The sequence below is a fragment of the Pseudomonas sp. NFACC56-3 genome (assembly GCF_900100025.1).
In the GTDB taxonomy this organism is placed as follows: Bacteria; Pseudomonadota; Gammaproteobacteria; order Pseudomonadales; family Pseudomonadaceae; genus Aquipseudomonas; species Aquipseudomonas fluorescens_AA.
Window position 1 is genome coordinate 69,102 of the sequence record NZ_FMTK01000024.1, and the last position, 24,149, is coordinate 93,250.

20 protein-coding genes are annotated in these 24,149 nt (G+C 63.0%); 14 read left to right on the forward strand and 6 right to left on the reverse strand.

Going from position 1 to position 24,149, the window contains the following annotated elements:
- Positions 1-5 precede the first annotated feature (5 nt).
- From BLO80_RS25010 to BLO80_RS25065, 12 genes are all read left to right on the forward strand, one after another.
- Positions 6-1,715, forward strand: a complete 1,710-nt coding sequence (locus BLO80_RS25010) for a DUF2138 domain-containing protein (RefSeq protein WP_092332171.1) — start codon at positions 6-8, stop codon at positions 1,713-1,715.
- Positions 1,700-2,359 (forward strand): DUF1175 domain-containing protein, encoded by a 660-nt coding sequence (locus tag BLO80_RS25015; protein ID WP_060740429.1) that lies wholly within the window; start codon positions 1,700-1,702, stop codon positions 2,357-2,359. Before BLO80_RS25010 ends, BLO80_RS25015 begins: the two co-directional genes overlap by 16 nt.
- Positions 2,356-6,924 carry an alpha-2-macroglobulin family protein gene (locus BLO80_RS25020; RefSeq protein ID WP_092332168.1) on the forward strand — a complete coding sequence of 1,523 codons (4,569 nt, stop codon included), beginning with the start codon at positions 2,356-2,358 and terminating at the stop codon, positions 6,922-6,924. Before BLO80_RS25015 ends, BLO80_RS25020 begins: the two co-directional genes overlap by 4 nt.
- Before the next feature lies 1 nt (position 6,925).
- Positions 6,926-8,545, forward strand: coding sequence for a DUF2300 domain-containing protein (locus BLO80_RS25025; protein ID WP_092332166.1), 1,620 nt, complete (start codon positions 6,926-6,928; stop codon positions 8,543-8,545).
- Between the two features lie 3 nt (positions 8,546-8,548).
- A complete protein-coding gene (locus tag BLO80_RS25030) occupies positions 8,549-9,382 on the forward strand; it encodes a YfaP family protein (RefSeq protein WP_092332163.1) in 834 nt (277 codons plus the stop codon).
- Between the two features lie 400 nt (positions 9,383-9,782).
- Positions 9,783-10,364, forward strand: coding sequence for a YjfI family protein (locus tag BLO80_RS25035; RefSeq protein ID WP_092332160.1), 582 nt, complete (start codon positions 9,783-9,785; stop codon positions 10,362-10,364).
- A gap of 22 nt (positions 10,365-10,386) precedes the next feature.
- Positions 10,387-11,085 (forward strand): PspA/IM30 family protein, encoded by a 699-nt coding sequence (locus tag BLO80_RS25040; RefSeq protein ID WP_003205987.1) that lies wholly within the window; start codon positions 10,387-10,389, stop codon positions 11,083-11,085.
- A gap of 289 nt (positions 11,086-11,374) precedes the next feature.
- Complete coding sequence (locus tag BLO80_RS25045) at positions 11,375-12,409, forward strand: ion channel (RefSeq protein ID WP_092332157.1); 1,035 nt, start codon at positions 11,375-11,377, stop codon at positions 12,407-12,409.
- Positions 12,396-13,058, forward strand: a complete 663-nt coding sequence (locus BLO80_RS25050) for a DUF2491 family protein (RefSeq protein ID WP_092332154.1) — start codon at positions 12,396-12,398, stop codon at positions 13,056-13,058. Before BLO80_RS25045 ends, BLO80_RS25050 begins: the two co-directional genes overlap by 14 nt.
- Before the next feature lie 15 nt (positions 13,059-13,073).
- Positions 13,074-13,502, forward strand: a complete 429-nt coding sequence (locus BLO80_RS25055) for a DUF350 domain-containing protein (protein WP_092332152.1) — start codon at positions 13,074-13,076, stop codon at positions 13,500-13,502.
- Between the two features lie 19 nt (positions 13,503-13,521).
- The gene (locus BLO80_RS25060) at positions 13,522-14,223 is read left to right on the forward strand and encodes a DUF1190 domain-containing protein (protein ID WP_092332149.1); all 702 of its coding nucleotides are present in this window, start codon (positions 13,522-13,524) and stop codon (positions 14,221-14,223) included.
- A 12-nt stretch (positions 14,224-14,235) separates the two neighbouring features.
- Positions 14,236-15,393: a glutathionylspermidine synthase family protein gene (locus BLO80_RS25065; protein WP_092204504.1), complete on the forward strand. Its 1,158-nt coding sequence runs from the start codon at positions 14,236-14,238 to the stop codon at positions 15,391-15,393.
- A gap of 137 nt (positions 15,394-15,530) precedes the next feature.
- Here BLO80_RS25065 and BLO80_RS25070 read toward each other — a convergent pair whose 3' ends face one another.
- Genes BLO80_RS25070 through BLO80_RS25095 form a run of 6 tightly spaced genes read right to left on the reverse strand, consistent with a single transcriptional unit; the run spans position 15,531 to position 21,275 of the window.
- Positions 15,531-16,463, reverse strand: a complete 933-nt coding sequence (locus BLO80_RS25070; RefSeq protein ID WP_060740439.1) for a phosphatidate cytidylyltransferase — start codon at positions 16,461-16,463, stop codon at positions 15,531-15,533.
- Between the two features lies 1 nt (position 16,464).
- On the reverse strand, positions 16,465-17,085 hold the full coding sequence (locus BLO80_RS25075; protein WP_092332146.1) for a lysophospholipid acyltransferase family protein: 621 nt from the start codon (positions 17,083-17,085) through the stop codon (positions 16,465-16,467).
- Positions 17,086-17,094: 9 nt separating this feature from the next.
- Entirely contained in the window at positions 17,095-17,550 is a 456-nt protein-coding gene (locus BLO80_RS25080; RefSeq protein WP_092332144.1) for a hypothetical protein, read from the reverse strand.
- Positions 17,540-18,883, reverse strand: coding sequence for a phosphatase PAP2/dual specificity phosphatase family protein (locus BLO80_RS25085; RefSeq protein WP_092332141.1), 1,344 nt, complete (start codon positions 18,881-18,883; stop codon positions 17,540-17,542). The genes BLO80_RS25080 and BLO80_RS25085 overlap by 11 nt, the downstream gene beginning before the upstream one ends.
- Positions 18,883-20,640 (reverse strand): bifunctional alpha/beta hydrolase/class I SAM-dependent methyltransferase, encoded by a 1,758-nt coding sequence (locus tag BLO80_RS25090; protein ID WP_092332137.1) that lies wholly within the window; start codon positions 20,638-20,640, stop codon positions 18,883-18,885. The genes BLO80_RS25085 and BLO80_RS25090 overlap by 1 nt, the downstream gene beginning before the upstream one ends.
- An 11-nt stretch (positions 20,641-20,651) precedes the next feature.
- Positions 20,652-21,275 (reverse strand): CDP-alcohol phosphatidyltransferase family protein, encoded by a 624-nt coding sequence (locus BLO80_RS25095; protein WP_092172858.1) that lies wholly within the window; start codon positions 21,273-21,275, stop codon positions 20,652-20,654.
- Between the two features lie 494 nt (positions 21,276-21,769).
- On the opposite strand from BLO80_RS25095, the gene BLO80_RS25100 reads away from it, so the two are divergent.
- Positions 21,770-22,228, forward strand: coding sequence for a GNAT family N-acetyltransferase (locus BLO80_RS25100; RefSeq protein ID WP_092332133.1), 459 nt, complete (start codon positions 21,770-21,772; stop codon positions 22,226-22,228).
- A 135-nt stretch (positions 22,229-22,363) separates the two neighbouring features.
- The coding region (locus tag BLO80_RS25105; protein WP_256574243.1) for a DUF6531 domain-containing protein at positions 22,364-24,149 on the forward strand (1,786 nt) is incomplete at its 3' end.

Genomic DNA, 24,149 nt, shown 5'->3' on the forward strand with positions numbered 1-24,149 from the left:
TGAATATGAGCGACAACACTGCTTCCCCGACCACGCCGACCCCTGTCGCCAAACCTGTGCGCCGCTGGCCGGCGATACTGATCGGGCTGTGCCTGGTAGCGGGTGTGGCCGCCGGGTTGGGCTGGTTCATGACCAAGCCCAAGGCGCCGCCCATGGAGTTGGCGTTGGAAAAACTCGGCCTGAGCCGCCCTGACGGCTTGCTCGAGGCGCATTCCCTGAGCCAGTTGCCCAAGGACCTGTTGGCGGTGCCGTTCCTCAAGGCCACGCTCACCGAGGACTTCGTCTTCTATTACGAGGCCCACGCCGATCGCCTCGGGCTGATCGGCAGCCTGCGCCGGATCATCTACGAGCACGACCTCAAGCTGCAGGACAGCCTGATCGAAGAGCTTTTCGACCAGCCGGCCGATGTCGCGTTGTGGCGCGGTGCGGACGGTCGCCTCAAGGATTTCCTGCTGGTGATGGATCGCGGCGGCCTGGCGAAGGTGCTGGAGCCGTTGGCGAAAGTCGCGCTGGATGACGCGCAACTGAGCAAGCTCAGTGACCTGAAGGTCGTCGGTGACGACGTTGCGCTCTACCAGCTCAGCTACAACGCCAGCAAATCCCTGCTCTTCGCCTCCCATGGCGACAAGCTGGTAGTGTTGTCCAACCCGACCAAGTTGTACGACCCGGCCAGCGGCTCCGCGGTTGAACCGGGCAGCGTGTCGACGACCGCCCTGGCCGCCTTGCTCAACGGCGACAAACTGTTCCCCGAAGCCTTCGGCCTGCCGCCCAAGGCGCCGGAGGTCAAGCAACGCATCTCGGTCAACGCCAGCGTGCTCGCCATGGGCTACCAGCGTTTCATCCCGAACTTCGCCGGTTTGCGTTTCGACATGGACGACAAGGGCTGGCACAGCTTCCTGGCCATGGACGAGCTGGAAAACCAGCCGGACTTCGACTTCAAGCCGATCTGGCAAGCCATGCCCATGGGCGCCAGCGCCTGCGTGGCCTTGCCCCTGGCCGCCGAGCAACAGAAACCGTTGCTGGTCAAACTCGGCGCCGACGAAAAAGCCGCCCAGGCCATGGTCGACCATGTGGCCGGCGCCGCAGGCCTGTGCTGGTACGCCGATTCGCGTCTGTACACGCCACTGTTGGTGGCGAGCCTGAATGAAGACGATGGCAAGCTCGATGCCGACCTGGGCAACCTGTTCGGTTCGATGGTCGGCGCCTATGAAAACAATGTCGCCGAACATGCCTTCCCGGTCGTCGAGAAACAACAAGGCTCGACGCACCAATGGCTGCGTCAGGTCAGTTCCAATTTCGGCCCTTACCTGGCCAAGGAAGCTGAGCAGCCCGAGGCGATTACCGGCAAGGCGTTCCTGCGGGTCAGCCTGGCACGCCACGGTTCGACCTTGCTGTTCTCCCTCGATGACAAACTCGTGGACAAGGCCCTCGGCACCCTCGACAAACGCTTCCCGCCCATGGCCGACGTCGTGCCCAAGGACCTGCTGATGCCGGTCTACTTCGGCCCGGATTCCATGGCGCAACTGATGCAGCGTGAAACCCTCGACAGCTTGCCCCAGGACATGGAGCCGGTGTTCTACAACGCCGCGCAAACCTACCTGATCCCGAAACTGCGCACCCTCGGCGGCTATGGCAAATACGCGCTGACTTTGCCTGCGGGCAGCGAACCGGATGGTCACTGGCAGTGGCTGCCGCTGGAATGGAAAGCGCTGTGACAGCACTGATCCGCAACCCCGCGTTGACGTTGCTGCTGGCGTTGCTGCTCGGCGGGCCGGCGCTTGCCGTCGAGGCGCCGGCGCTGGATGTGCAGCAATCCCAGGTCTTTCGCGCCTGGTTCGTGCGCATTGCCCAGGAACAGCTGAGCAGAGGCCCGAGCCCGCGCTGGTATCAGCAGGATTGCGCCGGGCTGGTGCGCTTCGCCGCCAACGAAGCGCTCAAGGTCCACGATGAAAAATGGCTGCGCAGCAATGGCCTGTCCAATCGCTACCTGCCGCCGGAACTGCCGCTCAGCGATGCGCAACGGCGCCTCGCCCAGCAATGGCAGCAGGGCGGCGGCAAGGTCGGGCCCTACGTCAACGCCATCAAGCTGATCCAATTCAACAGTCGCCTGGTGGGCCGCGATGTCGCTCAGGCCCGCCCCGGCGACCTGATGTTCTTCGACCAGGGCGACGACCAGCACCTGATGATCTGGATGGGCCGCTACATCGCCTATCACACCGGCACCACAACCCCTACCGACAACGGCATGCGTTCCGCAAGCCTGCAACAACTCATGAACTGGAAGGACACCCGATGGATACCCGACGCAGCCAACCCCAACTTCATCGGCGTCTATCGACTCAACTTTCTCTCCCAATGACCGGTGCCCGCATGCTGCGCTTGTGTTCAAAATTGCCCCTGCTGTTCGCCCTGTTGCTGGCACCTGTCGTGAATGCCGAAGATACGGTGGAGCCCAGCGGCTACACGCCGGTGGCCGGTGAAAGTTTCTTCCTGCTGGCCGACAGCAGCTTCGCCAGCGACGAACAGGCCATGGTTCGCCTCGAAGCGCCGGGCCGCGACTACCGTCGGTTCCGCATGGAGCCCTACGGCGGCGCCGACATTCGCGTCTATCGCATCGACAAGCCGCTGGATTTCCTCAAGCGCCAGAAGAACCTGCACCGCGTGGTCAGCGACGGCCAGTTCAAGGGCGAAGGCCTGTCGAACACCCTCGCGTACCTGTGGGACAACTGGTACCGCAAGTCCCGTCGGGTGATGCAACGGGCGTTCTCCTACGAGTCCCGCCAGCAAGTCACCGAAGAAGTGCCGGAATTGAAGATCGGCAATGCCTTGGTCGCGCCGACGCCGTATGAAGCGCCGGCACAGTTCGCCTTGATCCCGGGCTTGCCAGTGGTCAGCCAGTTCCGTTATCCGCTGTGGCAGGCCAAGCCGATCCAGCCGCCAGCCGGGGTCAACCTGGCCGGTTCCTCCAGTGAGTTCGTCAGCGTCGCGCCGGGCAACGTCTATGTGCCGCTGGGCCAGTTGAAGCCAGGCCTGTACCTGGTGGAAGCGCTGATCGGCAAATACCGCGCGACCACCATGGTCTTCGTCTCCAACACCGTGGCCGTGAGCAAGATTGCCGGCGACGAGCTGCTGGTCTGGGCCGCACGCAAGCATGAAGGGCGTTCGGTGCCCAAGGTCAATGTGCTGTGGACCGACGGCCTGGGCGTGATGAGCAGCGGTGCCACCGATGAAGACGGCCTGCTGCGCCTCAAGCACGTCAGCCCGGAACGTTCGTTCGTCATTGGTGAAGACGAGGAGGGCGGGGTATTCGTCTCGGAAAACTTCTACTACGACAGCGAAATCTACGACACCAAGCTCTATGCCTTCACCGACCGGCCGCTGTACCGGCCGGGGGATTGGGTGTCGCTGAAAATCGTTGGCCGTGAGTTCAAGAATGCCCGTGATTCGGTACAGCCGACCGCCGCCGACGTGAATGTCAGCGTGCTGGACGCCACCGGCACCGCGCTGCAAACCCTGGCCCTGAAGCTGGACTCCAAGGCCGGCACCCAAGGCCGTTTCCAACTGCCGGAAAACGCCGTGGCCGGCGGTTATGAACTGCGCTTCAGCTACAAGGACCAGCTCTACAGCAGCGCCTTCCGCGTGGCCGAATACATCAAGCCGCACTTCGAGATCGCCCTGAACCTGGCCAAGCAGGATTACCGGACTGGCGAGCCGGTCAAGGGCAACCTCGTGTTGCTGTACCCGGACGGCAAGCCGGTGGTGAATGCCAAGGTGAGCCTGAGCCTGCGGGCCCAGCAACTGTCGATGGTGGATAACGAGCTGCAATACCTGGGGCAATTCCCGGTGGAACTGACCAGCAGCGAAGTGACCACCGATGGCAAGGGCAACGCGACCCTCGACCTGCCGGCCGCCGACAAGCCGAGCCGCTACACCCTCACCGTGTTCGCCAGCGATGGGGCGGCGTATCGGGTCAAGACCACCAAGGAAATCCTCATCGACCGTGGCGCGGCGAACTTCCGCCTGAGTGCTCCCCAGCGGTTCAGCGCCGTCGGCCAGAAAGTGGCGTTCAGCTACGCCAACGAAGGCGGCAACGAGCAAGCCAAGGCCGTGACACCGGGCAGCTACGCCTGGGTGCGCCTGGAAGACCAGAGCACCGGCGAAGGCAAGCTGGCGGCCAAGGACAAGGGCTTCAGCCTGACCTTCGAACGTCCGGGTACCTACAACCTGACGCTCAAGGACGACCATGGCCGGGTCATCGGCGCCGCCGCCCATGCGGTGACCGGTGAAGGCATCAAGGCCGTGCCGGGCACGGTTGAGATCGTCTTCGACAAACCTGAATACAAGACCGGTGACGAAGCGCTGGCGCTGATCACCTTCCCGGAGCCGGTCAGCGATGCGTTGCTGTCGCTGGAGCGGGACAAGGTCGAGGCCACGGCGCTGCTGTCCAAGGGCGGCGACTGGCTGAAGATGGAAAAACTCAGCGACACCCAATACCGCGCGCGCATTCCGGTGAAGGACGCCTTCGCGCCGAACCTGACCTTCTCGGTGCTCTACACCAAGGGCGGCCAGTACAGCTTCCAGAACGCCGGCATCAAGGTGGTCACGCCGCAGATCGACGTTGCCGTCGTCACCGACAAGGCGACTTACCGCCCTGGCGACACGGTGACCGTGGACCTGAGCACCCAGTTCGCCGGCAAGGCGATTCCGGCGCACCTGACGGTCAGCGTGGTGGACGAAATGGTCTACGCCCTGCAGCCGGAAGTCGCACCCACCATCGACCAGTTCTTCTATCACCCGCGCCGTAACAACGTGCGCACCAGTGCCAGCCTGTCGTTCATCAGCTACGACGTGGCGCTGCCAGGCAGCCCTGGTGCGCCGGGCAAGGCCAACCGCAGCGAACGTGGGGTCAAGGTGCTGGAGCGGCCGCGGCGTGAAGACGTCGACACCGCCGCATGGCAACCGGAGCTGGTCACCGACGCCAACGGCAAGGCCCGCTTCACCTTCAAGATGCCGGATTCCCTGACCCGCTGGCGCATCACGGCCAAGGCGATCGCTGACGATGGCCAGGTGGGGCAGAAGAAGCAGTTCATCGCCTCGGAAAAACCGCTGTACCTGAAGTGGAGCGGCCCGACCCGTTTCCGCGCGGGCGACAAACCGCAACTGGGCCTGTTCGCGTTCAGCCAAGCGGAAAAACCACTGAAGGCCGAACTGCTGATCCGTTACGCCGGCGCTGAACAGCGTGTGGCGGCGGAGCTGAAAAACGGCATCAACTACGTGGCGCTGCCGGCCATGGAGCTGAGCAGTGGCGACTTGAGCGTGCAGTTGCAGTTGAACGGCGAAACCCAGGACGCCCTGGCCATGCACTTGAACGCCATTGGTAACGGCTGGCAAGTCACCCAGAGCCAGCGCGTTGACGTGGCGGGCGCCGACACCCCGCTGACCCTGCCGGCCGACGCCAGCGATATTCGCCTGCGCCTGGATGACAGCCCGCAAGCGTTGTTCCGTTCGGCCCTGGACGACCTGCTGAGCTACCCGTACGGAGGCGTCGAGCAGACCGCCAGCCGTCTGCTGCCGTTGAGCATCGCCTATCCGACCCTGGCGTCGAACCCGCAGATTCGCGACCGCTTGCGGTTGATCATGCAAAACAGCCGCTTGCGCCTGGTGCAGATGGCCGGACCGTCGGCGAGCTTCACCTGGTGGGGCCAGGACGGTGAGCCGGATGCCTTCCTCACCGCCTATGCCTATTACGCCGACTGGCACGCCAGCCAGGCCCTGGCCCTGAGCCTGCCGCCGGAACACTGGCAGCGGGTGCTGGAGGTCTACGCCAAGCAGGCCGGTGATACGCCGCTGCTGCAACGGGCGTTGATCCTGTCGTTCGCCAAGCAGATGCAACTGCCGGTGAACACCTTGCTCAGCGGCCTGATGGACGATCTGGCGAAAGCCAGTGAAGACAGCACCGAGAGCGTGCTGGACAGCGGTGAAGACAGCCTGGTCATGTACGCGCCGGATTCGGCCCTTGGCTTGGCCAGTGCCCGTGTCCTGACCGCGTCCCTGGCGAAACAGGCCAAGGTGCCGTTGCCGGCGGCCTTCAGCCGTCAAGCCGATGCGGCGCAACAGCAACTGGAACTGAGCTCCCAGCCGTTCGTCGAGGCCCTGGTGCTGTCGTTGCAGAGCTTCGATCATGCCCGCGCCACCGCGCTGCTGGAGCGCGTGTTGCCACAGCAGTCCACCCTGGAACGGGCCCTGGCCCTGACCTGGTTGCAGCGCAGCATCGAACAGGCAGCGCCGGCCGTGGCCTTGGCACCGGGCGAAGGCTGGGCCGCCAAGCAGGGCGCGACCGGTGAAACCTACTGGCAGTGGCAGGGCGCGCAGCTTCCAACGACACTGACCCTGACCGGTGCCCAGGAGCGCCCATTGCAAGCGGCACTGAGCTTCCAGAGCCAGCAACCGCCGGTAGCGCCAATGGCGGTGTCCATCACCCGGCGCCTGTCGCGCCTGGTGCCGGGGGACGAGGCCTTCACCTTCAAGCTCGAAGCCGTGGGCAACAAACCGTTGTCCAGCGACAGCCTCTACCTGGATGAAGTGATCATCAACAGCAAGGCCTCGACGCCACTGCGCTACGGCATGCTCGAAGTGCCGCTGCCGCCGGGCGCCGATGTGGAGCGCACCACGTGGGGCATCCAGTTGATGGGCAAGGCCGACAGCGAACCGACGTCCCTGGAAAAGGCCCGCTTCGAGCCTGGCCAGATGGCGTACGCGGTACCGGTGGACGCCCTCAGTGGCGAGCTGCGCCTGCGGCACTTGGTGCGCTTCTCCCAGAAGGGCCAGTTCACTTTGCCACCGGTGCGCTTCACCCAAGTCTACGCGCCGCAGAATCAGGCTCGTGAACAGAAACCGGCGCTTGGTCAGGTCACGGTCAACTGACATGCGCAGGCGGTGGGTTGGGTGGTTGTTGTGCTTGATCCCTGCGCTGGCAACGGCGCAGGACGAGCCGTTGCGCCTGGCCTTCGACGCTCAATTGCTGCGAGTGAGCCAGGCCCAGGTGCTGGATCGCCAGCCGTTGCCCGCTTCCTTGCAGGCACCACTGGGCAGTCTGTGGAAACTGTTTGTCTATGCCTGGTTGGTGGACACCGACGCTCGCGAGCCGGTCTATGAGTGCCGCGGCGAGTCGAAGGAAGAGGTCTATTGCTGCAATGCCGGGCAGAGCATCGGTCGCGATCAGGCGCTGGTGAAGTCCTGTGGCTTGTATTTCGAGCCGCAGCGGCTCGGGTTGTCGGCTTCGAACTGGCGCAATTACTGGCAGGCCCGCCAGGCGCCGGCGTGGTTGTTGGACCTGCCGGCTTTGCAGCCCCAGACGCAGGTGCCGGTCGCGGAACTGCTCAAGGCCCTGGCCATGCTGCCGGCCCAGGACCAGGCCCGTCGGGTGCTGCTGGATGTGGTGCTCGGCGCGGCGGACGGGCGGCTGGTCGGCGAGTTGGGCAGTCGCCTGCGGGTCAAGACCTGGAGCTGGCTGGGTGATCAGGGGCCTTCCTCCCGACAAGGCGGTTTCGCCGGTTGGCTGGCCGACGGCACCCCGGTGTGGGCCGGGGGCCGTGGCACCAGCCAGCAAGTCCTGAAGGTCTACGGCGAAGGTTTGGCGGCGGCATTGCCGTCCCGCTGGCCGGCGGAAACCGGGCGTTGCGTGGAAGTCGGCCTGTTTGCCCGCTATCCCTGGCAGCGGGTGATGGCCGGTGACCGGCCTGCCGCGCCGGGTCAATTGCGCGGTGATTACCGCGTCGAATTCACCAACGGCAACCAATTGGACATCCACAGCGATGGCGAGCTGTTCCTGATGCCCGGCAAGCTGGTGGCGCGCCTGGACCGGGAGGAATACGTCGCCCGGGTCCTGCAGCGCGAAGCCAAGGCCGAGCCCGCCGAAGCCGCCAAGGCACTGGCCGTGGCGATCCGCACCTATCTGCTGCAGAACGCCCAACGCAACGGTGATTGCTTGAGCATCGACGACAGCAGCCATCGCCAGCGCGTCGCGCCACGCCCGGCGGCGCCTGAAACCCGTGCCATTGCCGCCTGGACCAGCGACCTGGTCCTGGCCGGTACCGACGTCACCTACCACTCCGACCAGCCCGGCCCGGACAAACTGTCCTGGGCGCAAGCCGTGGAACAAGCCAACGCCGGCCAACGCTACGACGCCATCCTGCTGCACGCCTACCCGCGTGCCAGCCTCAGCCGCTGGGACAATCCCGTGGCGTCCTGCGAGGCGCTGCCCGCCGCCCAGGACTGGCTGCTCAAGCAGCGCCGGGGCTGGCGTGAGCGGCTGGAAGGTGAAGTGGGCTACAACGAAATCAGCGCTTTCGCCGTCTGCCGCGTTGCCTTTGGCCGGCCTTATGTCGACCGCGAGCGCCAGCGCATCTATGTGCGCGGCGTGCTGTCGCTGCAAGACCGTCTCGACCTGACCCATGAATATTTGCACCTGGCCTTCGAAGCTCACCCCAACGGCCAGGACGAAACCTATATCGAAGGGCTCGCCCGTCACCTCTTGCTGGAATAGACCATGACACTCCGTTATCCACAGGTCTTGCTGTTGCTCTGCGCCCTGACCGCGTTGCCACCGGCCATGGCCGCTGACGCCATCAAGCTAGACACCCCCGTTGGCGGCTGGCGCAGCGGGGCGCCGGGCGGTGAAGGCGAAAGCTTCAGCCAGACGGTCAACTACCCGGCCTCGTCGGTCAACACGCCCCCAGGCCAGGCCAACACCGCCCGCATTACCGGGCAGATCAAAAGCGCGCCCAAGGACAGCAATGCGCCGGGCCAGTTGATCGTCAACGGCGTCAGCTTGCCGCTGAAGCTGGATGGCGAAGGTCGCTTCGACCGGCCGTTCTCATTCCCCAACGGCAGCAACAGCGTGGAAGTGCGCAGCCCCGACGGCCAACAGCGTCACCGCACGCAATTTCTCAACACCAGTGGCGGCGCCACACCGGCCAAGCTGCGGGTGTTGCTGACCTGGGACAGTGACGGCACCGATCTGGACTTGCACCTGGTCACCCCCGATGGTGCGCACATCTGGTACGGCGACCGTGTCGCTGCCAACGGCGCCGCCCTCGACGTCGACGTCACCACCGGCTACGGCCCGGAAATCTTCGCCATGCCCGCGCCGATCAAAGGCCAGTACCTGGTGTATGTGAACTACTACGGCGGCGGTTATCGCAGTGAGGAGGACGGCGAAGAGGGTGAGGGCGGTTCAGAGCAAGCGCAACAAGCCCTGACCACCGCACAGGTCACCGTGATCACGGAGGAAGGCACGCCGAACGAGAAGATGGAAACCTTCGTGGTGCCGATGCGGGCGGTGGGCGAGCTGACGCTGGTCAAGAGCTTCAGTTACCCATAAGGCACACCGGGATCTCTTGTGGCGAGGGAGCTTGCTCCCGCTGGGCTGCGAAGCGGCCCCCATCGAGGCTGACTGCATTTTTTAACTGACACACCGTAGCGCCTGGCTTGGGCTGCTTCGCACCCCAGCGGGAGCAAGCTCCCTCGCCACAAAGGCGGTCGGTAAGCGGGCCTCTACAGGGTTCATACGCCATTTGTGACAAATAAAAATCTCACGCGTGAGCTATTGTGAGGTCTGGAAAGTACCTGTAGTGTTTCTCACGCGTGAGTTTTTCACAGTGGGGTTCAGCACCATGCAAAGTAGCTCTCCAGCAGATCTGCCTGACGGGTCTGTGACCGATTCAGCGAGCCACACGGGAGAGCGCGCCAAACCCTCCGCGAAAAAACCGTCGAGCTTCTACATGAAGCAGATGCGCGCGGGCCTGAGTGCCGCCGGGTATGTGAAACACGAGACTTGGGTGCTTCCCGAAAACCGAAGCCTGCTCAAGCAGATGGAGAAACAGCTACGCCAACCGATTCTGGCTGGCTCATTCATGTCGGAGAATTACATGAGCGCAGGTAACAACTGGAACATCGACCGCCTCTACAGCGCCCTTCAGGCCCTGGACGAAGTGGTCGCGAACGACATCACTCTCTCCCTCGTCCAAGGCTCCGAGTCCAGCATCAAGCTGGAAATGAATGACTTTGGTGGCTTGCCGATCTACATCGCAGTCGTGGGTGACCAGATCATCGTCGATACCGTCCTGGTGGATGTCGAGTCGATCAGCGACGTGGCGGCCTTCAACGACGCCGTGTTGCGCAGCCGGGAAATGTTCCCGCTGTCGTCCATCGGCATCGAGACCATGCCCAACGGACAGGTCGTCTACAACATGTTCGGCGCGCTGAGCTCCGACTCCAGCCTGACCAACGTCATCACCGAGGTCAAAACCCTCGTCGACAACGTCCAGCGCGCCAGCGAAGCATTCGAACGCTTCTTCATCTAATTCGCCGAATAGGAACCATCTAATGACTCAGTCCATCTGGAGCAAGTTGTTCACCGCACTGCGTGGCGGTGCCAGCGAAGTCGGCGAATCGATCGTCGACCAACAGGCCCTGCGCATCCTCGACCAGGAAATCCGCGATGCCGACAGCGCGCTGGCCAATGCCAAGCGTGAGCTGGTCACCATCATGGCCAAGCACAAGCTGGCGACCGATCGCGTCGGCGAATACAACGCCAAGATCAAGGACCTGGAAGCCAAGGCCCTGGCCGCGATCCAGGCCAACCGCGAAGACCTGGCGCTGGAAGTGGCCGAAGCCATTTCGACCCTGACCAACGAACTGGACGCCGAGCAAAAGCACGCGACCGAATTCGGCGGCTACGCGGACAACATGCGCAAGGACATCACCAAGGCCGAGAGCCGCATCAAGAGCCTGCGTCAGCAAGTGGACATGGCCAAGGCCCGCGAAAGCGTGCAGAAGGCCCAGGTCAGTGCCTCCATCGCCAGCGGTGGCGCCAATGGCAAGCTGGAAACCGCCGTCGGTACGCTCAACCGCCTGCAGGCCAAGCAACAGCAACGTGCCGCTGAACTGCAAGCCCAGGACGAACTGGCCGAAGCTTCGACCGGCTCCGACCTGGAACGCAAGCTGCGCGATGCCGGCATCACGCCGAACGAAGGCAGCGCCAATGCGATCCTGGAACGCCTGAAGAAAAAATCGGCTGAATAATCCGTTCGGGCTGATCAATTCAGGCAGGCCGAGCACAAAAAACTGTGGCGAGGGAGCTTGCTCCCGCTGGACTGCGCAGCAGTCCCATTCCTTGGGACCGCTTCGCGCCCCAGCGGGAGCAAGCGCCCTCGCCACAATAGTGTCCGGCATTCCTGGATTTAATTGTGACGCAGGTACTTTTATCCGAGCCTCGCAACAGGTTTAATGCTGTCCGGCCACTACGCTCAAGTGTTCACACGCCAGAGCGATTTTCCCGCCAGGAACGAAGCCCCACGGAGTCAGGGACGAAATGTCGATTTTCCTTTTGTTGCGCACGTACGCTTCGTCCTTCTTCCATCGGTTCGGCTGGGCGGGCCTGGCCATTGCGTTGGGCGTGCACCTGTCCACGGCCTGGATCGGCCTGGTGCTGCTGGGCGAGCAACACCTCATCGCCGCCGCCACGTTTATCTACTTCTATCTCACCACCACGCTCACCGTCGGCTATGGCGATCTGTTGCCACAGACATCCGCCGGGCGAATTTTCGTGGCTATCTGGGTCATGCTCGGGGGCATCGCGCTGTTGACGGCAGCCATCGGCAAAACCACCAGCAGTGTCATTGATGTTTGGAGAAAAGGCATGAAGGGCAAAGGCGATTTCACCGGCAAGGTCGGCCACACGGTTCTCATCGGCTGGGAGGGCGCGTCCAGCGAACGGGTCATCGAACTGCTGCTGCAGGACGAAACCTCTAATGACAACCTGATCGTCATCTGCGATTGCGATCTCGAAGAAAACCCCATGCCCGGCAAGACGTCATTCATCAAGGGCGACAGCCTGTCCTCCGTCGCTCTGCTGCAGCGCGCTGGCGTGCCGGGTGCCGAACGCGTGCTGGTGCGCACCCATTCCGACGACCTGACCCTGGCCACCGTGTTGGCGGTCAATCAACTGGGGCCTGCCGGGCATGTGGTCGCCCACTTCAATGACAGCGAAATCGCCGCCCTCGCCAGCGCCTATGCCCCGAGCCTGGAATGCACCTCCAGCATGGCCATCGAAATGCTGGTGCGGGCCTCCCAGGACCCGGGCTCGTCAGTGGTCATCAATGAATTGCTCTGTGTGGGCCAAGGCGCCACCCAGTACCTGATGAAACTGCCCGAGGCGTTTGAAGCGACGTTCGGCGAGCTCTACACCCGGATGAAAGAGCAGCATAACGCTACGCTGATCGGCTATCGCGCTCAGGGCGCCCGACACCCGGCGATCAACCCGCCCGGCACCACGCGCGTCGTGGGCGGAGAACTCTTCTACATCGCCTCCACGCGACTCAAGGAAATTTCCCATGGGGTGGTTTAAACAGTTGATGGGGCTCGAGGCCCCGAACGCGAACACGACAGCCAGCCATGGCGCGCCCATCACCGGGCCGTTGGGCCTGGCCTCCGGCAAGCAGGTCATGTTCGATACCACGCTCAAGTTGTTGCTCGACGGCAACAGCACCGTGGTCATCCCCGGCTCCCAACAGATCTGGAGCCTGGGCATCGTCGACCTCGGGCAATCGAACTGGCTGTCGCGCTGCTACATGAACGACGAAGACTACTGGCTGCAAGTGCACACCAGCGGCGACATCGCCGGGCAGGTCGAGTCGGTGATCCTGTTCAACTACCTCAGCTACGTCACGATCAACAGCGAAGCGGAGTTGCGTCGCCTGGCCGGCCCTGAAAGCCTGATCGGCCTGCCGACCTACACCCACGACGGCGTCGAGTACACCCGTGAATGGGGCACCGAGGCGGGCCAGACAGAGTTGGTGACGTTGAGCGAGCGCGTGAGCAATCCGGATGAGTCCTACAGCGTCGAGCACCGTTCGATGCTGTACGCCCGCGACACCGGCCTGACCGATCGCCGGGAGTTTCTGTTGTTCTCCGTCGAAGAGGACGCCGAAGGCACTGTCAGCCTGAGCACTTCGCTGGGTATTTCGCTGTACACCACTGACCTGAACACTCTTTGAATAAGGAAGAAGTCCATGCTTGAAGCGCTCTCCATTTCCCTGAACAAGGCCGCCGTGTTCGGCTTCGCCCTGTACATCCTTGGCGCCGCCGTGCTGTTCGCGCTGTTCCAGTTCATCTACATCCACGTCACGCCGCACAAGGAATTCGATCTGATCCGCTCGGGCAACGTGGCTGCGGCGATCGCCCTGAGCGGTGCCCTCATTGGTTTCGCCATTCCGGCCAGCAACGTGATTGCCTACTCGATCAGCATGCTGGATTTCGTCGTCTGGACGGTGATCGCCGCTGTCGTTCAGTTGCTGGCGTTCCTGGTGACCAGCTTGGTGCTCAAGGGCGCTTCCGCGCGCATCAAGCAGGGTGAAATCGCCGCCGGTATCTACATCGCCGCCGTGGCCATCAGCGTCGGCCTGTTGAACGCCGCGTGCATGACGCCCTCCACGAACTGATTGCGCCACGGAGAACCCGATGAAACGAAGCAAGTACGTCCAGCTTTCGCTGGCCGCGTCGGTCGCCCTGGCGATATCCGGTTGCGGGCCAACGGAAAAAACCTACAAGTTGCAGAAGAAGTACAACTTCCAGTCCGTCCAGGAATGTGTCGATGAAAAGCTGCCGGTGGACATTTGCTCCACCGCCTACATGACCGCCATGGGTGAGCATCGTCGCATCGCGCCGGTATACGATAGCAAGGCCGATTGCGATGCCGACTTCGTGCCCGATTGGTGCCAGCAGGACTCGGCCGGCAAGTTCCTGCCCAAGCTGGGTGGTTTCGAGCTGAACGCCGATGGCGAAGTCACGCAGTCCGAGGTCGATGCCGCCCGGGCCCAGTTGCCGGCTTCGGAAGCGAACGTCGGTGGATCAGGCTTTGGCAACCTGTTGACCGGCCTGTTGATCGGCAACATGTTGAGCGGCAACCGCAGCAGTTATTACTCCGAGCCGGTCTACCGCTACCGCGATGACCGCGGCAACTTCGGGTCCTCGACGCTCAGCCAGCGGGTTTCCAGCGGCTCGACCTTTACCAAGTCCAATCAGGCGCGGTATGGCAGCTACACCGACTCCATCAAGACCAGCAAGCCGATGTCCGTTGCCTCATCCACCTCCCGTGGCGGCTTCGGCAGCAAGTCCAGTGCCCGCAGCGGTTGGGGCGGTTCGAGCAGCTCCGGCGGTTGAGGAACCAGCGCCATGAAGAAGATCCATTGCGCCGAGCGTCCTGACTGGAAGCAGACCGCCGAGCGGCTCGGCTTTCTGTTCCACACCATCGACGACGAACCCTATTGGGACGAAAGCGCGTACTACCAGTTCACCCTCAAGCAGATCGAGGACGACCTGGAAGACCCGACCACCGAGATCCATGACATGTGCATGGACCTCGTGGCCCGCGTGGTCCAGAGCGAAGAGTTGCTGGAGCGCCTGAGCATTCCCGCGCCGTTCTTCGACCTGGTGCGCACTTCGTGGCTTGAAGGCCACCCGCACCTGTATGGGCGCATGGATTTCTCCTACAACGGCAGCGGCCCGGCCAAGCTGTTGGAACTCAACTACGACACGCCGACCAGCCTCTACGAAGCGGCGGCGTTCCAGTGGGGTTGGCTGGAGCAATGCATCGAGCGCGGCACGCTGCCGGCCCATGCCGACCAGTTCAACAGCATCGACACCAAGCTGCACCAGGCCTTCGCTCAGTTGCAGCTCACCCAGCCGTTCTATTTCGCCTCGATGAAAGGCTCGGTGGAAGACAAGGGCACCACGGACTACCTGCGCCTGATCGCGGAAAAAGTCGGCATTGAATCGCGGCACATCGATATCGAAGACATCGGCCTCAACAGTGACGGGCGTTTCGTCGACCTGGAAGAGCGCTGGATTCCGCACCTGTTCAAGCTGCATGCCTGGGAGTTCATCTTCCACGAGCCTTTTGGTGCGGCGATTGCCCAGTGTGATACGCAGTTTTTCGAGCCGGCCTGGAAGTCGATCATCTCGAACAAAGGCATTCTGCCGCTGCTGTGGGAATTCAACAAAGGCCACCCGAACCTGCTCGCGGCTCACCTGGATACCGACACCAGCAAAGCCGTGCCCAAGGGTTGGGTGCGCAAGCCGTTCTTTTCCCGGGAAGGCGCCAACATCGAGCTGCAGACCGCTGATGGCTTGATTGTAAAAGAAGACGGCCCCTACACCGACGCGCCGTTCATCCTCCAGGAATTCGCGCCGCTGCCGAAGTTTGACGACAGCTACACCCTGATCGGCTCCTGGGTCATCGGCGACCAGGCGGCCGGCATTGGCGTGCGGGAAGACAACAGCCTGATCACCAAGGATTCCAGCCGGTTCCTGCCGCACCTGATCCTCGACTGATAGCCCTGCACACCAACCCCCTGTGGGAGCGAGCTTGCTCGCGATGGCGGTGGATCAGCCGACATGGATGTTGACTGACCTGACGCTATCGCGAGCAAGCTCGCTCCCACAGGGTCAGGTGTTTGCCGCAGGCTTTTTCACGTCCACCAGTACCGCACCAAATGAAAGAAGATCGGCGCGGCGAAGCAGACCGAGTCCAGGCGGTCGAGCATGCCGCCGTGGCCTTCGATCATGTGGCCCCAGTCCTTGACGCCGCGGTCGCGTTTGATCGCCGACATGACGATGCCGCCGGCAAAGCCCAGCAGGTTGATCAGCAAGGCGATGAGGAACGACTGCCACGGATTGAACGGCGTGATCCACCACAGCGCGCCACCGATCAGCGAGGCCAGGAAAATACCGCCGACAAAGCCCTCGACGGTTTTCGAGGGCGACAGGTTGGGCGCGATCTTGTGTTTGCCGAACAGCTTGCCGCACACGTACTGCAACACATCCGACAGCTGCACCACGATCACCAGGTAGGCGATCAACAACAGGTTGCGCCCTTCGAAACCGGCGATGTCCAGGGTCAGCAGGGCGGGCACGAAGGAGATGCAGAACACCGCGATCATCAAGCCCCACTGGACCTTCGAGGCGCGCTCGAGGAAGTGTGTGCTGTCGCCGCCCAGGGACGCCAGGATCGGCAGCAGCAGGAACACATACACCGGGATGAAGATCGAAAACAGCCCGTACCAGTCGTAATAGATCAACAGGTATTGCAGCGGCAGCGCCAGGTAGAACGCCGCTACCAGGGCCGGGTAGTCACTGCGCCGAGTCGGTGTCAGGGTCAGGAATTCCCGCAGGGCATAGAACGACACGGCGTAGAACAGCAGGATGACCGCCGCGTTGCCGAGCCAGAACGCCACGCCGATCACCAGCACCATGATCCACCAGGCATTGATCCGGGCGTTGAGGTTGTCGATCACCGAGTTCGGCGCGCCGCGGGTTTTCAGCCTGAGAATGAAACCGATCAACGAAGCCAGCACCAGGATGGCACCGATCCCGCCAAACAACATCAGGGTATATCGATCCATGTCAGACGTGCTCCGGGGCCAGTGCCAGCAGCGCGGCGCGGCTGCGTTCAAGGAATTGCTCTTTGCTTTCGCCTTCTTCGATGCGCAGCGGCGCGCCGAAACTGGTGGTGCACAACAGCGGCAGCGGCAGGACACGGCCCTTGGGCATGACGCGGTTGAGGTTGGCGATCCACACCGGGATCACCTCCACCTCGGGGTGATTTTTCATCAAGTGGTAGATCCCGCTCTTGAAGGGCAACAGGCCTTCCTCCGGATTGCGCGTACCTTCCGGAAAGATGATCAGCGAGTCGCCGTTCTCCAGTGCTTCGAGCATCGGTTGCAACGGGCTGTGCGAAGGATCCTTGCGCTCGCGGTCCACCAACACGCCGTTGAACACGCGGTTGATGATGTAGCGGCGCACTGGGCTGGTTTGCCAGTAATCGGCGCCTGCGACGGGACGGGTGAGCTTGCGCAGCGCCGGCGGCAGCGAGGCCCAGAGCAACACGAAGTCTCCGTGGCTGCTGTGGTTGGCGAAGTAGATCCGTTGCACCGGCGTCGGCGCGCAGCCGAGCCACAGGCTGCGCGCACCGGTGACCATGCGAGCGGCGGAGGTGATGAGGTTGGCGACCACGGGTTCGAACATGAGGATTCCTTATCCTGAAAAGGCTAGCCAGGGACTGGCCAGGATGAAGCCCAGCGTCAAGACAACTTGTGCGGCCAGCAATCGCGACTGCCGACGCAGCAGCAACAATGCGCCATGCCGGCGTTCGGTCCAGAGGCGACCGGCACGTGCGGCCGGTTGCAGGCCCAGGGAGATGAGGGCTTGATCCAACGTGTAGGTGCGCTCGGCCAGGGATTGGCTGCTGTCAGCCATGCGCTGGAACAGATCGGCGTCAAACGCCACGCGCAGTGCCCAGTATTTTTCCAGCACGCCGAGCACCAGTAGCGCCGCACTCAACAGCAGCAACCACGGATCGATGACGCCCACCAGCCACTGCCCCAAGCCCAGCAGCGCCCCCAGCAGCGTCAGCCCGGTGGACAACTGATCCAGCGAATGACCCCGGCGCAACAGGCTCGCCACGGTGTGGAGCTCCATGTCACTGATCATGGACGTGCCCTTGTGCTGTGGATAATTGCTCCAGCGCCCGACGGTGCGCCGCCTGCAAAACGATACGCGGGCGGGCGCGCTGGATTTGCACGATCGCCGCATCGACGTTCGCCGCCCGGCCGCTGTGCAGCAGCCAGGCCACCACCGCCGTGGCGCTGCGCGAATAACCCAAGGCGCAGCAGACCAGCACCGGCCCGTGCTGGCGCAGGCTTTCGATGGCTTCTGCCGCTTGCAGGCATTGTTCGGTGGTCGGCGCTGTCAGGTCGAGCACCGGCAATGAGCGATAGGCGACGCCCGTGCTGTCCAGGGACAGTTCCGCACAGAGGTCGAGCACGCCGGTAAACGCACTGTCCTTCAATTCCATCGGTGTGGGGATTCGCCCCAGCCAGACGTTATCCGCCACTTGGTCCGGCTGCGGATGCTTGCGCGTCCAGCCGCGAGAATTGATCCACGCCGCCGCCAGATAAGGCGCCAGCAACCAGCGCGCTGCCGGACTCAAGCGACCATCGGCACGCTTCTGGAAGCCGTCGGCACCGAACACCAGGTAATTCAGCGCCACCATGAGCACCGCGACCGCCGGCCAGATCAGCCAGAGCCACGCGCCGCCCAAGGCAAACGCCGGAATGAACAGCGCCGCCGCGCCCAGGCCATAACGCAAGGCCAGGCGGCGGCGAGCAGGATCCGCCGCCAGACGCGCACTCAGCAGCGGGCTGGGTCGATCCAGCGGCCACAACCAGACGCACAACCAACCGGCCAACGCGCCCGTGGGCAGGTCAATGAAGTGATGTTGATACGTGGTCAGCACCGACACGCCGATCAACGCGAACCAACCGTGCATCAGCCAACGCCAGACCCCCTGCAAATGCCGCTGATAGCAGACCCAGAGGATGACCAGCAACGCAATGTGCAGTGACGGCGCCTGGTTGAACGGCTTGTCGAAACCCGCCAGCACCTCGAACAACCAACCGAACACGCCATCCATCTCTGGCCGGGGGAAGGTGAAGCGCAACGGCCAGAGCAAGAAGCAACTGACCGCAATCACCTGGGCCGTGAGCAGGCGCAGGGCATGGCGCTTGAGTTCGTCGCGGCTGCTGGGCAATAACAAGGACAGGCCGTACAACAGATCGATCGACCAGTAAGGCACGATGGTCCAGGCCATGAACGGCATGTGGCTTTCCCAGGCGAACACCAGCGTGCCGACGTCGTCACGCTGGGAGGTGGCCCAGGTGGCGAAGCCGTAGGTGCTGAAGAACAGCGGCGCCAGCAATAGCAGCCACAGCACCGCCGGTTTCAGCAGTGCGGGTTCGCGGGCCGGAGCGATGACGGCGCTCATTACTGCACTCGCTGCGCCAGGGAAACGCTGAAAATGCCCCATTCATCGACCCGCAGGGTGATCTTGCGGAAGCCCGCCGCCTCAACCAATTGGTCCATTTCCGCCTGGGTGCGTCGACGCATTACCCAGGCCTGACCGGCACGGTGGCTGGTGAGGGCGCGGGCGATCAGTTCCAGCTGCGGGTGCCACGGCTGGCCGGTGTAGACCAGGAACCCGCCAGGCTCCACGGCTTCGGCCAGGCCCGCGAGGGAGCCGCCAACCAGTTGGTTGTCGGCGAACAGCTCGTACAGGCCCGACACCACGGCGAGGGTCGGCTTGGGTTCCAGCGCCGCCAGGTCCTGGCGGTCGAAGGCATCGCCTTTGACGAATCGAGCGATATCGCCCAAGCCTTTTTCAACGATCAGCGCACTGCCATCGCGCACGTTGATGTCGCTGTAGTCGCGCAGCAGGATCGACTCAGGTAACGGGCTGACGCCTTGCAGGGCTTCGAGAATGTAGCGGCCATGGCCGGCGGCGATGTCGACGATGCGCACCTCGCGGTCCTGGGCGCGTAACTCGGCCATCGCCAGGCGCAGCAGCTCTTCGACGTGCAACTTGCGCTGGCGAATGCCGCGCCAGCCGATGGAGTTCAGGTAGTTCTGGTCGATCATCTTGCCCAGCGCCGAGGTACCGGTGGGGCGGTTGCGGTAGACGTAATCCAGGGTACTGCCGGAGTCGAACCCGGTGTCGAAGCCCAGCTTCACCCCGGCCGACAATTTGCTGCCAAAGCGCATGCTGGCGCGGGTCATGCGCCAGTACAGGTCGCGTAGCGAGTTGTGGGGCAGCGGCGTGGCCAGGGTTTCGGCTTCGGCGCAGGTCGCGCCCAGGCGATCGGCGTCCAGCAGGGAAGGGCGGTCCAGCGGTCGGGCGAAGTTTTGCAGGATGAAGCGGCGCGCACTGGCAACGGCGGGCGCGCGGTTCTTCTCGCCGAGGGTGTCGTGGAAGAAGCCCGGCAGGATGTGCTTTTCCTTGTGCAGGCTGCCCAGGCGCTCGAAGAATTGCTCCTGGGGTTTGCGGTGTACCACGAAGTCCGAGCCGGAGATCAACAACTGCGTCGGCACCTGGATCGCCTGGGCATCGGCCACCACGCGGTCGGCGGCTTCGTAAAGGCCCAGCAGCACGTTCACCGAAATGGCCTTGGTGATCAACGGATCGCTGTCGTAGGACGCCACCCGCTCCGGGTCATGGCTGAGGAATTTCGCCTTGACGTAGCTGTTGACGAAGAAATTGCCGCGGAACTTGCGCATCAGCGCCAGGCCCGGACGGGCGAACGGCACGTAGAGCTTGACCTTGAACGCCGGCGACGCCAGCACCAGCGAGCGAATGCGCGGCGCGTAGTCGTGGACCCAGGTGGACACGATCACCGCGCCGACGCTTTGTGCGACCACGGCGATGTTCGCTTCGTCGATCTGATGCGCCGTGCCGATGTGATCGCAGAACGTCTGCACGTCCCGCGCACTGGTGGCGAAGCTCGGGCTGTCGCCCCGTTCGCCCGGCGACTGGCCATGGCCACGGGCGTCCCAGGCAAAGAAGTCGAACCCGGGCAGGTCCAGCTCATCCACCAGGTGCGCGATGCGCCCGGAGTGTTCATGACCACGATGAAACAACAACACAGCCTGGCGGGGTTCACCCGCTGCCGCGTCGACAGCCTGCCAGTGTTGGTAGAACAGTTCCACGCCATCGTGGGTGGTGAATGTCCGGTGTTGGGCTTCGCGCATTGCAAGTTCCTTTATGCTGAGGGAGCGTTTTCCTTCACCTGGTCCAGGCCATGACGCACCCGATTGACCAAGGTATAAACCAGCAGGGCGGCAACCACCGCCATCACACCATTTATCCACAGCGTCCCGAGCCAACCCAGGGCAATACCGGTCGCCAACACGCCAAACACAAAGGCCCGGTCACTCTTGCCCATCGGCCCGTCATACCGCCGCGAAGCCCCCACCATCGCCCCCAGCACGCCGGCGTATTCGCTGAACAGCGCCAACAGCGTGACCAACAACACGAGCAGGAGACTGGTATCGGCAAACAAGGCAAAAGGCAGGATCAGGGCAACGTCGGCGATGATATCGCATAGCTCATTGAGGTAGGCGCCCAGATGGGATTGTTGGCCAAACTCCCGCGCCAACATGCCATCCACCGCATTCAACGCCATGCGCAGGAACATCCAGACCGGAACCAGGACGAAAATCCACGGATGGCTGGCGAACCAGGCAATCACCGCCCCCACCAACACCGAGACGATACCCGCGAGCAGGGTGACCTGGTTGGCGGTGACACCGTTGTTATAGAGGCGTTGAACCATGGGGCGCAGCAGGTTTTGAAAGGCAGGCTTGAGTTGGTAGATGGAGGGCATCGGAGGAAGATCTCGGCCGGTTGCGGGGCTGGGCTTATACAGATGCGAGATTACGATAGGTTGAGGGGTTGCTGGCGGGTATTTCTCGAGAATGCGCGCGGGTAGGCATCTATTCGCGCATTTATCTGCGCAAGACACTCCGGAAAATTGAAAAAACACAGACCCGTGGCGAGGGAGCTTGCTCCCGCTGGGCTGCGTAGCAGCCCCAAAGCCATTCAACGCGGTGGCCGGGCAGGTTTACGACTGCTGCGCAGCCGAGCGGGAGCAAGCTCCCTCGCCACAATGATTCATACAGCCTTAAGTTAACCAGCGCCTGTGAGAACAGCAGTCCACGCATTCCCGACCCCACCACAAGTCCCCTGTGGGAGCGAGCTTGCTCGCGATGGCGGTGCATCAAACAAAAAGATCTTCAGCCGGCTGGCACCTGCATCCACAATGGCGGTAAAACCGACTCAAACCCTCCCGCCAGGGCAAATGAACAAGGAGTGTTTCAGATGCTGCGAATGGATTGGCTCGCCAACCACATGGATAAATGCGACCAGATGGCCGAGTGGCTCCATCGGGAGTTCAGTTATGAATTTGCCCAGCAATCCCTCGCCAGTTGGCAGCAGGAGTTCGCCGCGGGGCAGCAAGATGGTCGCTGGAAATGCCTGATCGCCACGGAGCACGGCCAGTTGCTCGGTGGCGCCTCACTTGCCAGCCACGACCTGCCTGAGCGGCCAGAGCTGGGCCCATGGCTGGCGTGTGTGTTCGTCAGCCCAGACGCCCGACGCAGAGGGCTTGCGGCGCAGTTGATCGACGGCATTTGTAGCGATGCGCGAGCGGCGGGCCACACCACCTTGTTCTTGCACACCCACAGCCAGCGTGACTATTACACCAAGCTGGGTTGGGACGTGCTGGAGCGCTTTGAGGCTTGGGGGAAAGCGCAATGGCTGATGGTACGGTGTTTATAGCCATCGGCGAGGCTTCCACGCCAAGCGTTTAAATTTAGCGAATCGCCCTACATCCCTTGTCCCCTTTCACTGACTTAATTCCCCTGTCATCCCCGGCAGAGTCTCGCGTTCGTCCCCGCACCGCGAGATTCCTGCATGTTTGCCCCCGACAAGCTCCTGGCCCTGAACAACACCATCGGTTCTTTGGTGATGGCGGCCATGGACCCCGAGCAGCCGGATGTCGAGGCGGTTTTCCAGGACTTTCGAAACTGCCTGAACGACTACGACGCCTGGGCTGAAAGCTTTTGGGCCGGGTGGGCGCTGGACCTTGAACAGGTATTCAAGGTCGGCAATGAGGTGTCCCTGGCGGCGCCGAAGAATCTCGATCAACCCATCAGTGCCACGGTGGCCGCGTGTCCGGCCAGTGGTCCGCTGACGCTGGTGCACATGTTCCAGGCGGCGCGTTTCGTGCCGATTGGCGATACCCCGGTGATGCTGGAGCCCGTCACCGGAGGCGAGCCCGGGAAGGAAACGTTTGGCGAGCCAGTGCATCACGTCATTGGCCCCAGCGGCATCCTGGAAATCCCCGAATGCTGGCGTGGCGGGCGCTACCGCATCACTTTTTTTCCCCACGTGACGGCCGATCACGTCAAGGCGCTGTATGCGTCTTACCAAGGGGTGATGGACGAACTTGAGGGGTGGCTGAAGGCCGAGTGGGAGGAGTTTCAACCCCTGTGGGCGGAGTTTTCCGACGCCGGATTTCGCGAACGTTATGACCTGTTGCAGCAGGCCGATTGGCGCGGTTTTGAAAACGCCCTGCAGCAGCTATGGGATGACGTTAAACAGGTTTTCGAGCTGCTGGCCGATCTGCAGGCCAACAGCGAAAAGCTCCTGGAGTATCTGACCCAGGTTGAACTTGAGCAGTTACTGAAAACGTCATCCGCGGCCATCGCCAAAGGACTGATGGTGTTGGGTGACGAGCCGTTGCTCTTCGTTCACGTGGCCGCATTCACCAGTTGGCTGCGAATGTTGCCGCCTCAGTACATGGCCGAAGTCGTGGGCGAAATGCGCGCTTCGGTGCTGATCAACTTCCTGTTGATGCGCTTGACCGGCGCCCTGGGCATGGGCATGCGGATGAGCGGCAAGGTACTTGGCCAGCTCCGCTCGGAGCGGGCTCGCGAGTGGTTAACCGCATCAAGCCTCAGGCTGGCCCAACGCTCCACCGACCGGCTCGACCGGCATGCCGATGTGCTGAAGCCGTTGGTGGTCAGCGCCCAGCGCGCGCCCTTGAAGCCGACGCCTGTCGGACCTTTGCACATCACCCCTGAACACTCTGCGCCATTGTCTGTGAGCAATCCGGCCGCCGTGGCGCGGGAAAAGTCCCAGTCTTCTACCCGCCTGAGCAAACACGAACCCCACGACGACGCCCCGGCCCAATCGAAAAACCCCAACGGCGACAGCGTCGACACCGCGGCCCAGACCCAGACCAGCGGCTGCCCGGTGTCGATGGTCACCGGTGAGGAACTGCTAACCCTGGACGACGGGACCCTCGACGGGCGCTTGCCGTTCGTCTTCACCCGGCTGTACCGCACCAGCGCCGTCGCCCTGGACGTCGGCCTCGGGCGCGGCTGGAGCCATGCCCTGGCCCATCGCCTGGAGCTCAAGGACGCGCAGGTCACCTGGGTCGACCAGGAAAACCGCCGCACGATCTTTCCATTGCCCACCACCCAGCGTCCGGCGATCCACAACAGCCTGGCCCGGGCGGCCATCTATCTGGGGGCCGAGCCGGACGAACTGATCATCGCCCAACCCAGGGAAAACGCCCCGTTCCTGCACTTTCGCGACGGCCACCTGATCGCCCTCAGCGACCGCTACGACAACCGCCTGACCGTGCAGCGCAACATCCACGGCGACATCAGCCGCCTGGACAACGGCGCCGGGC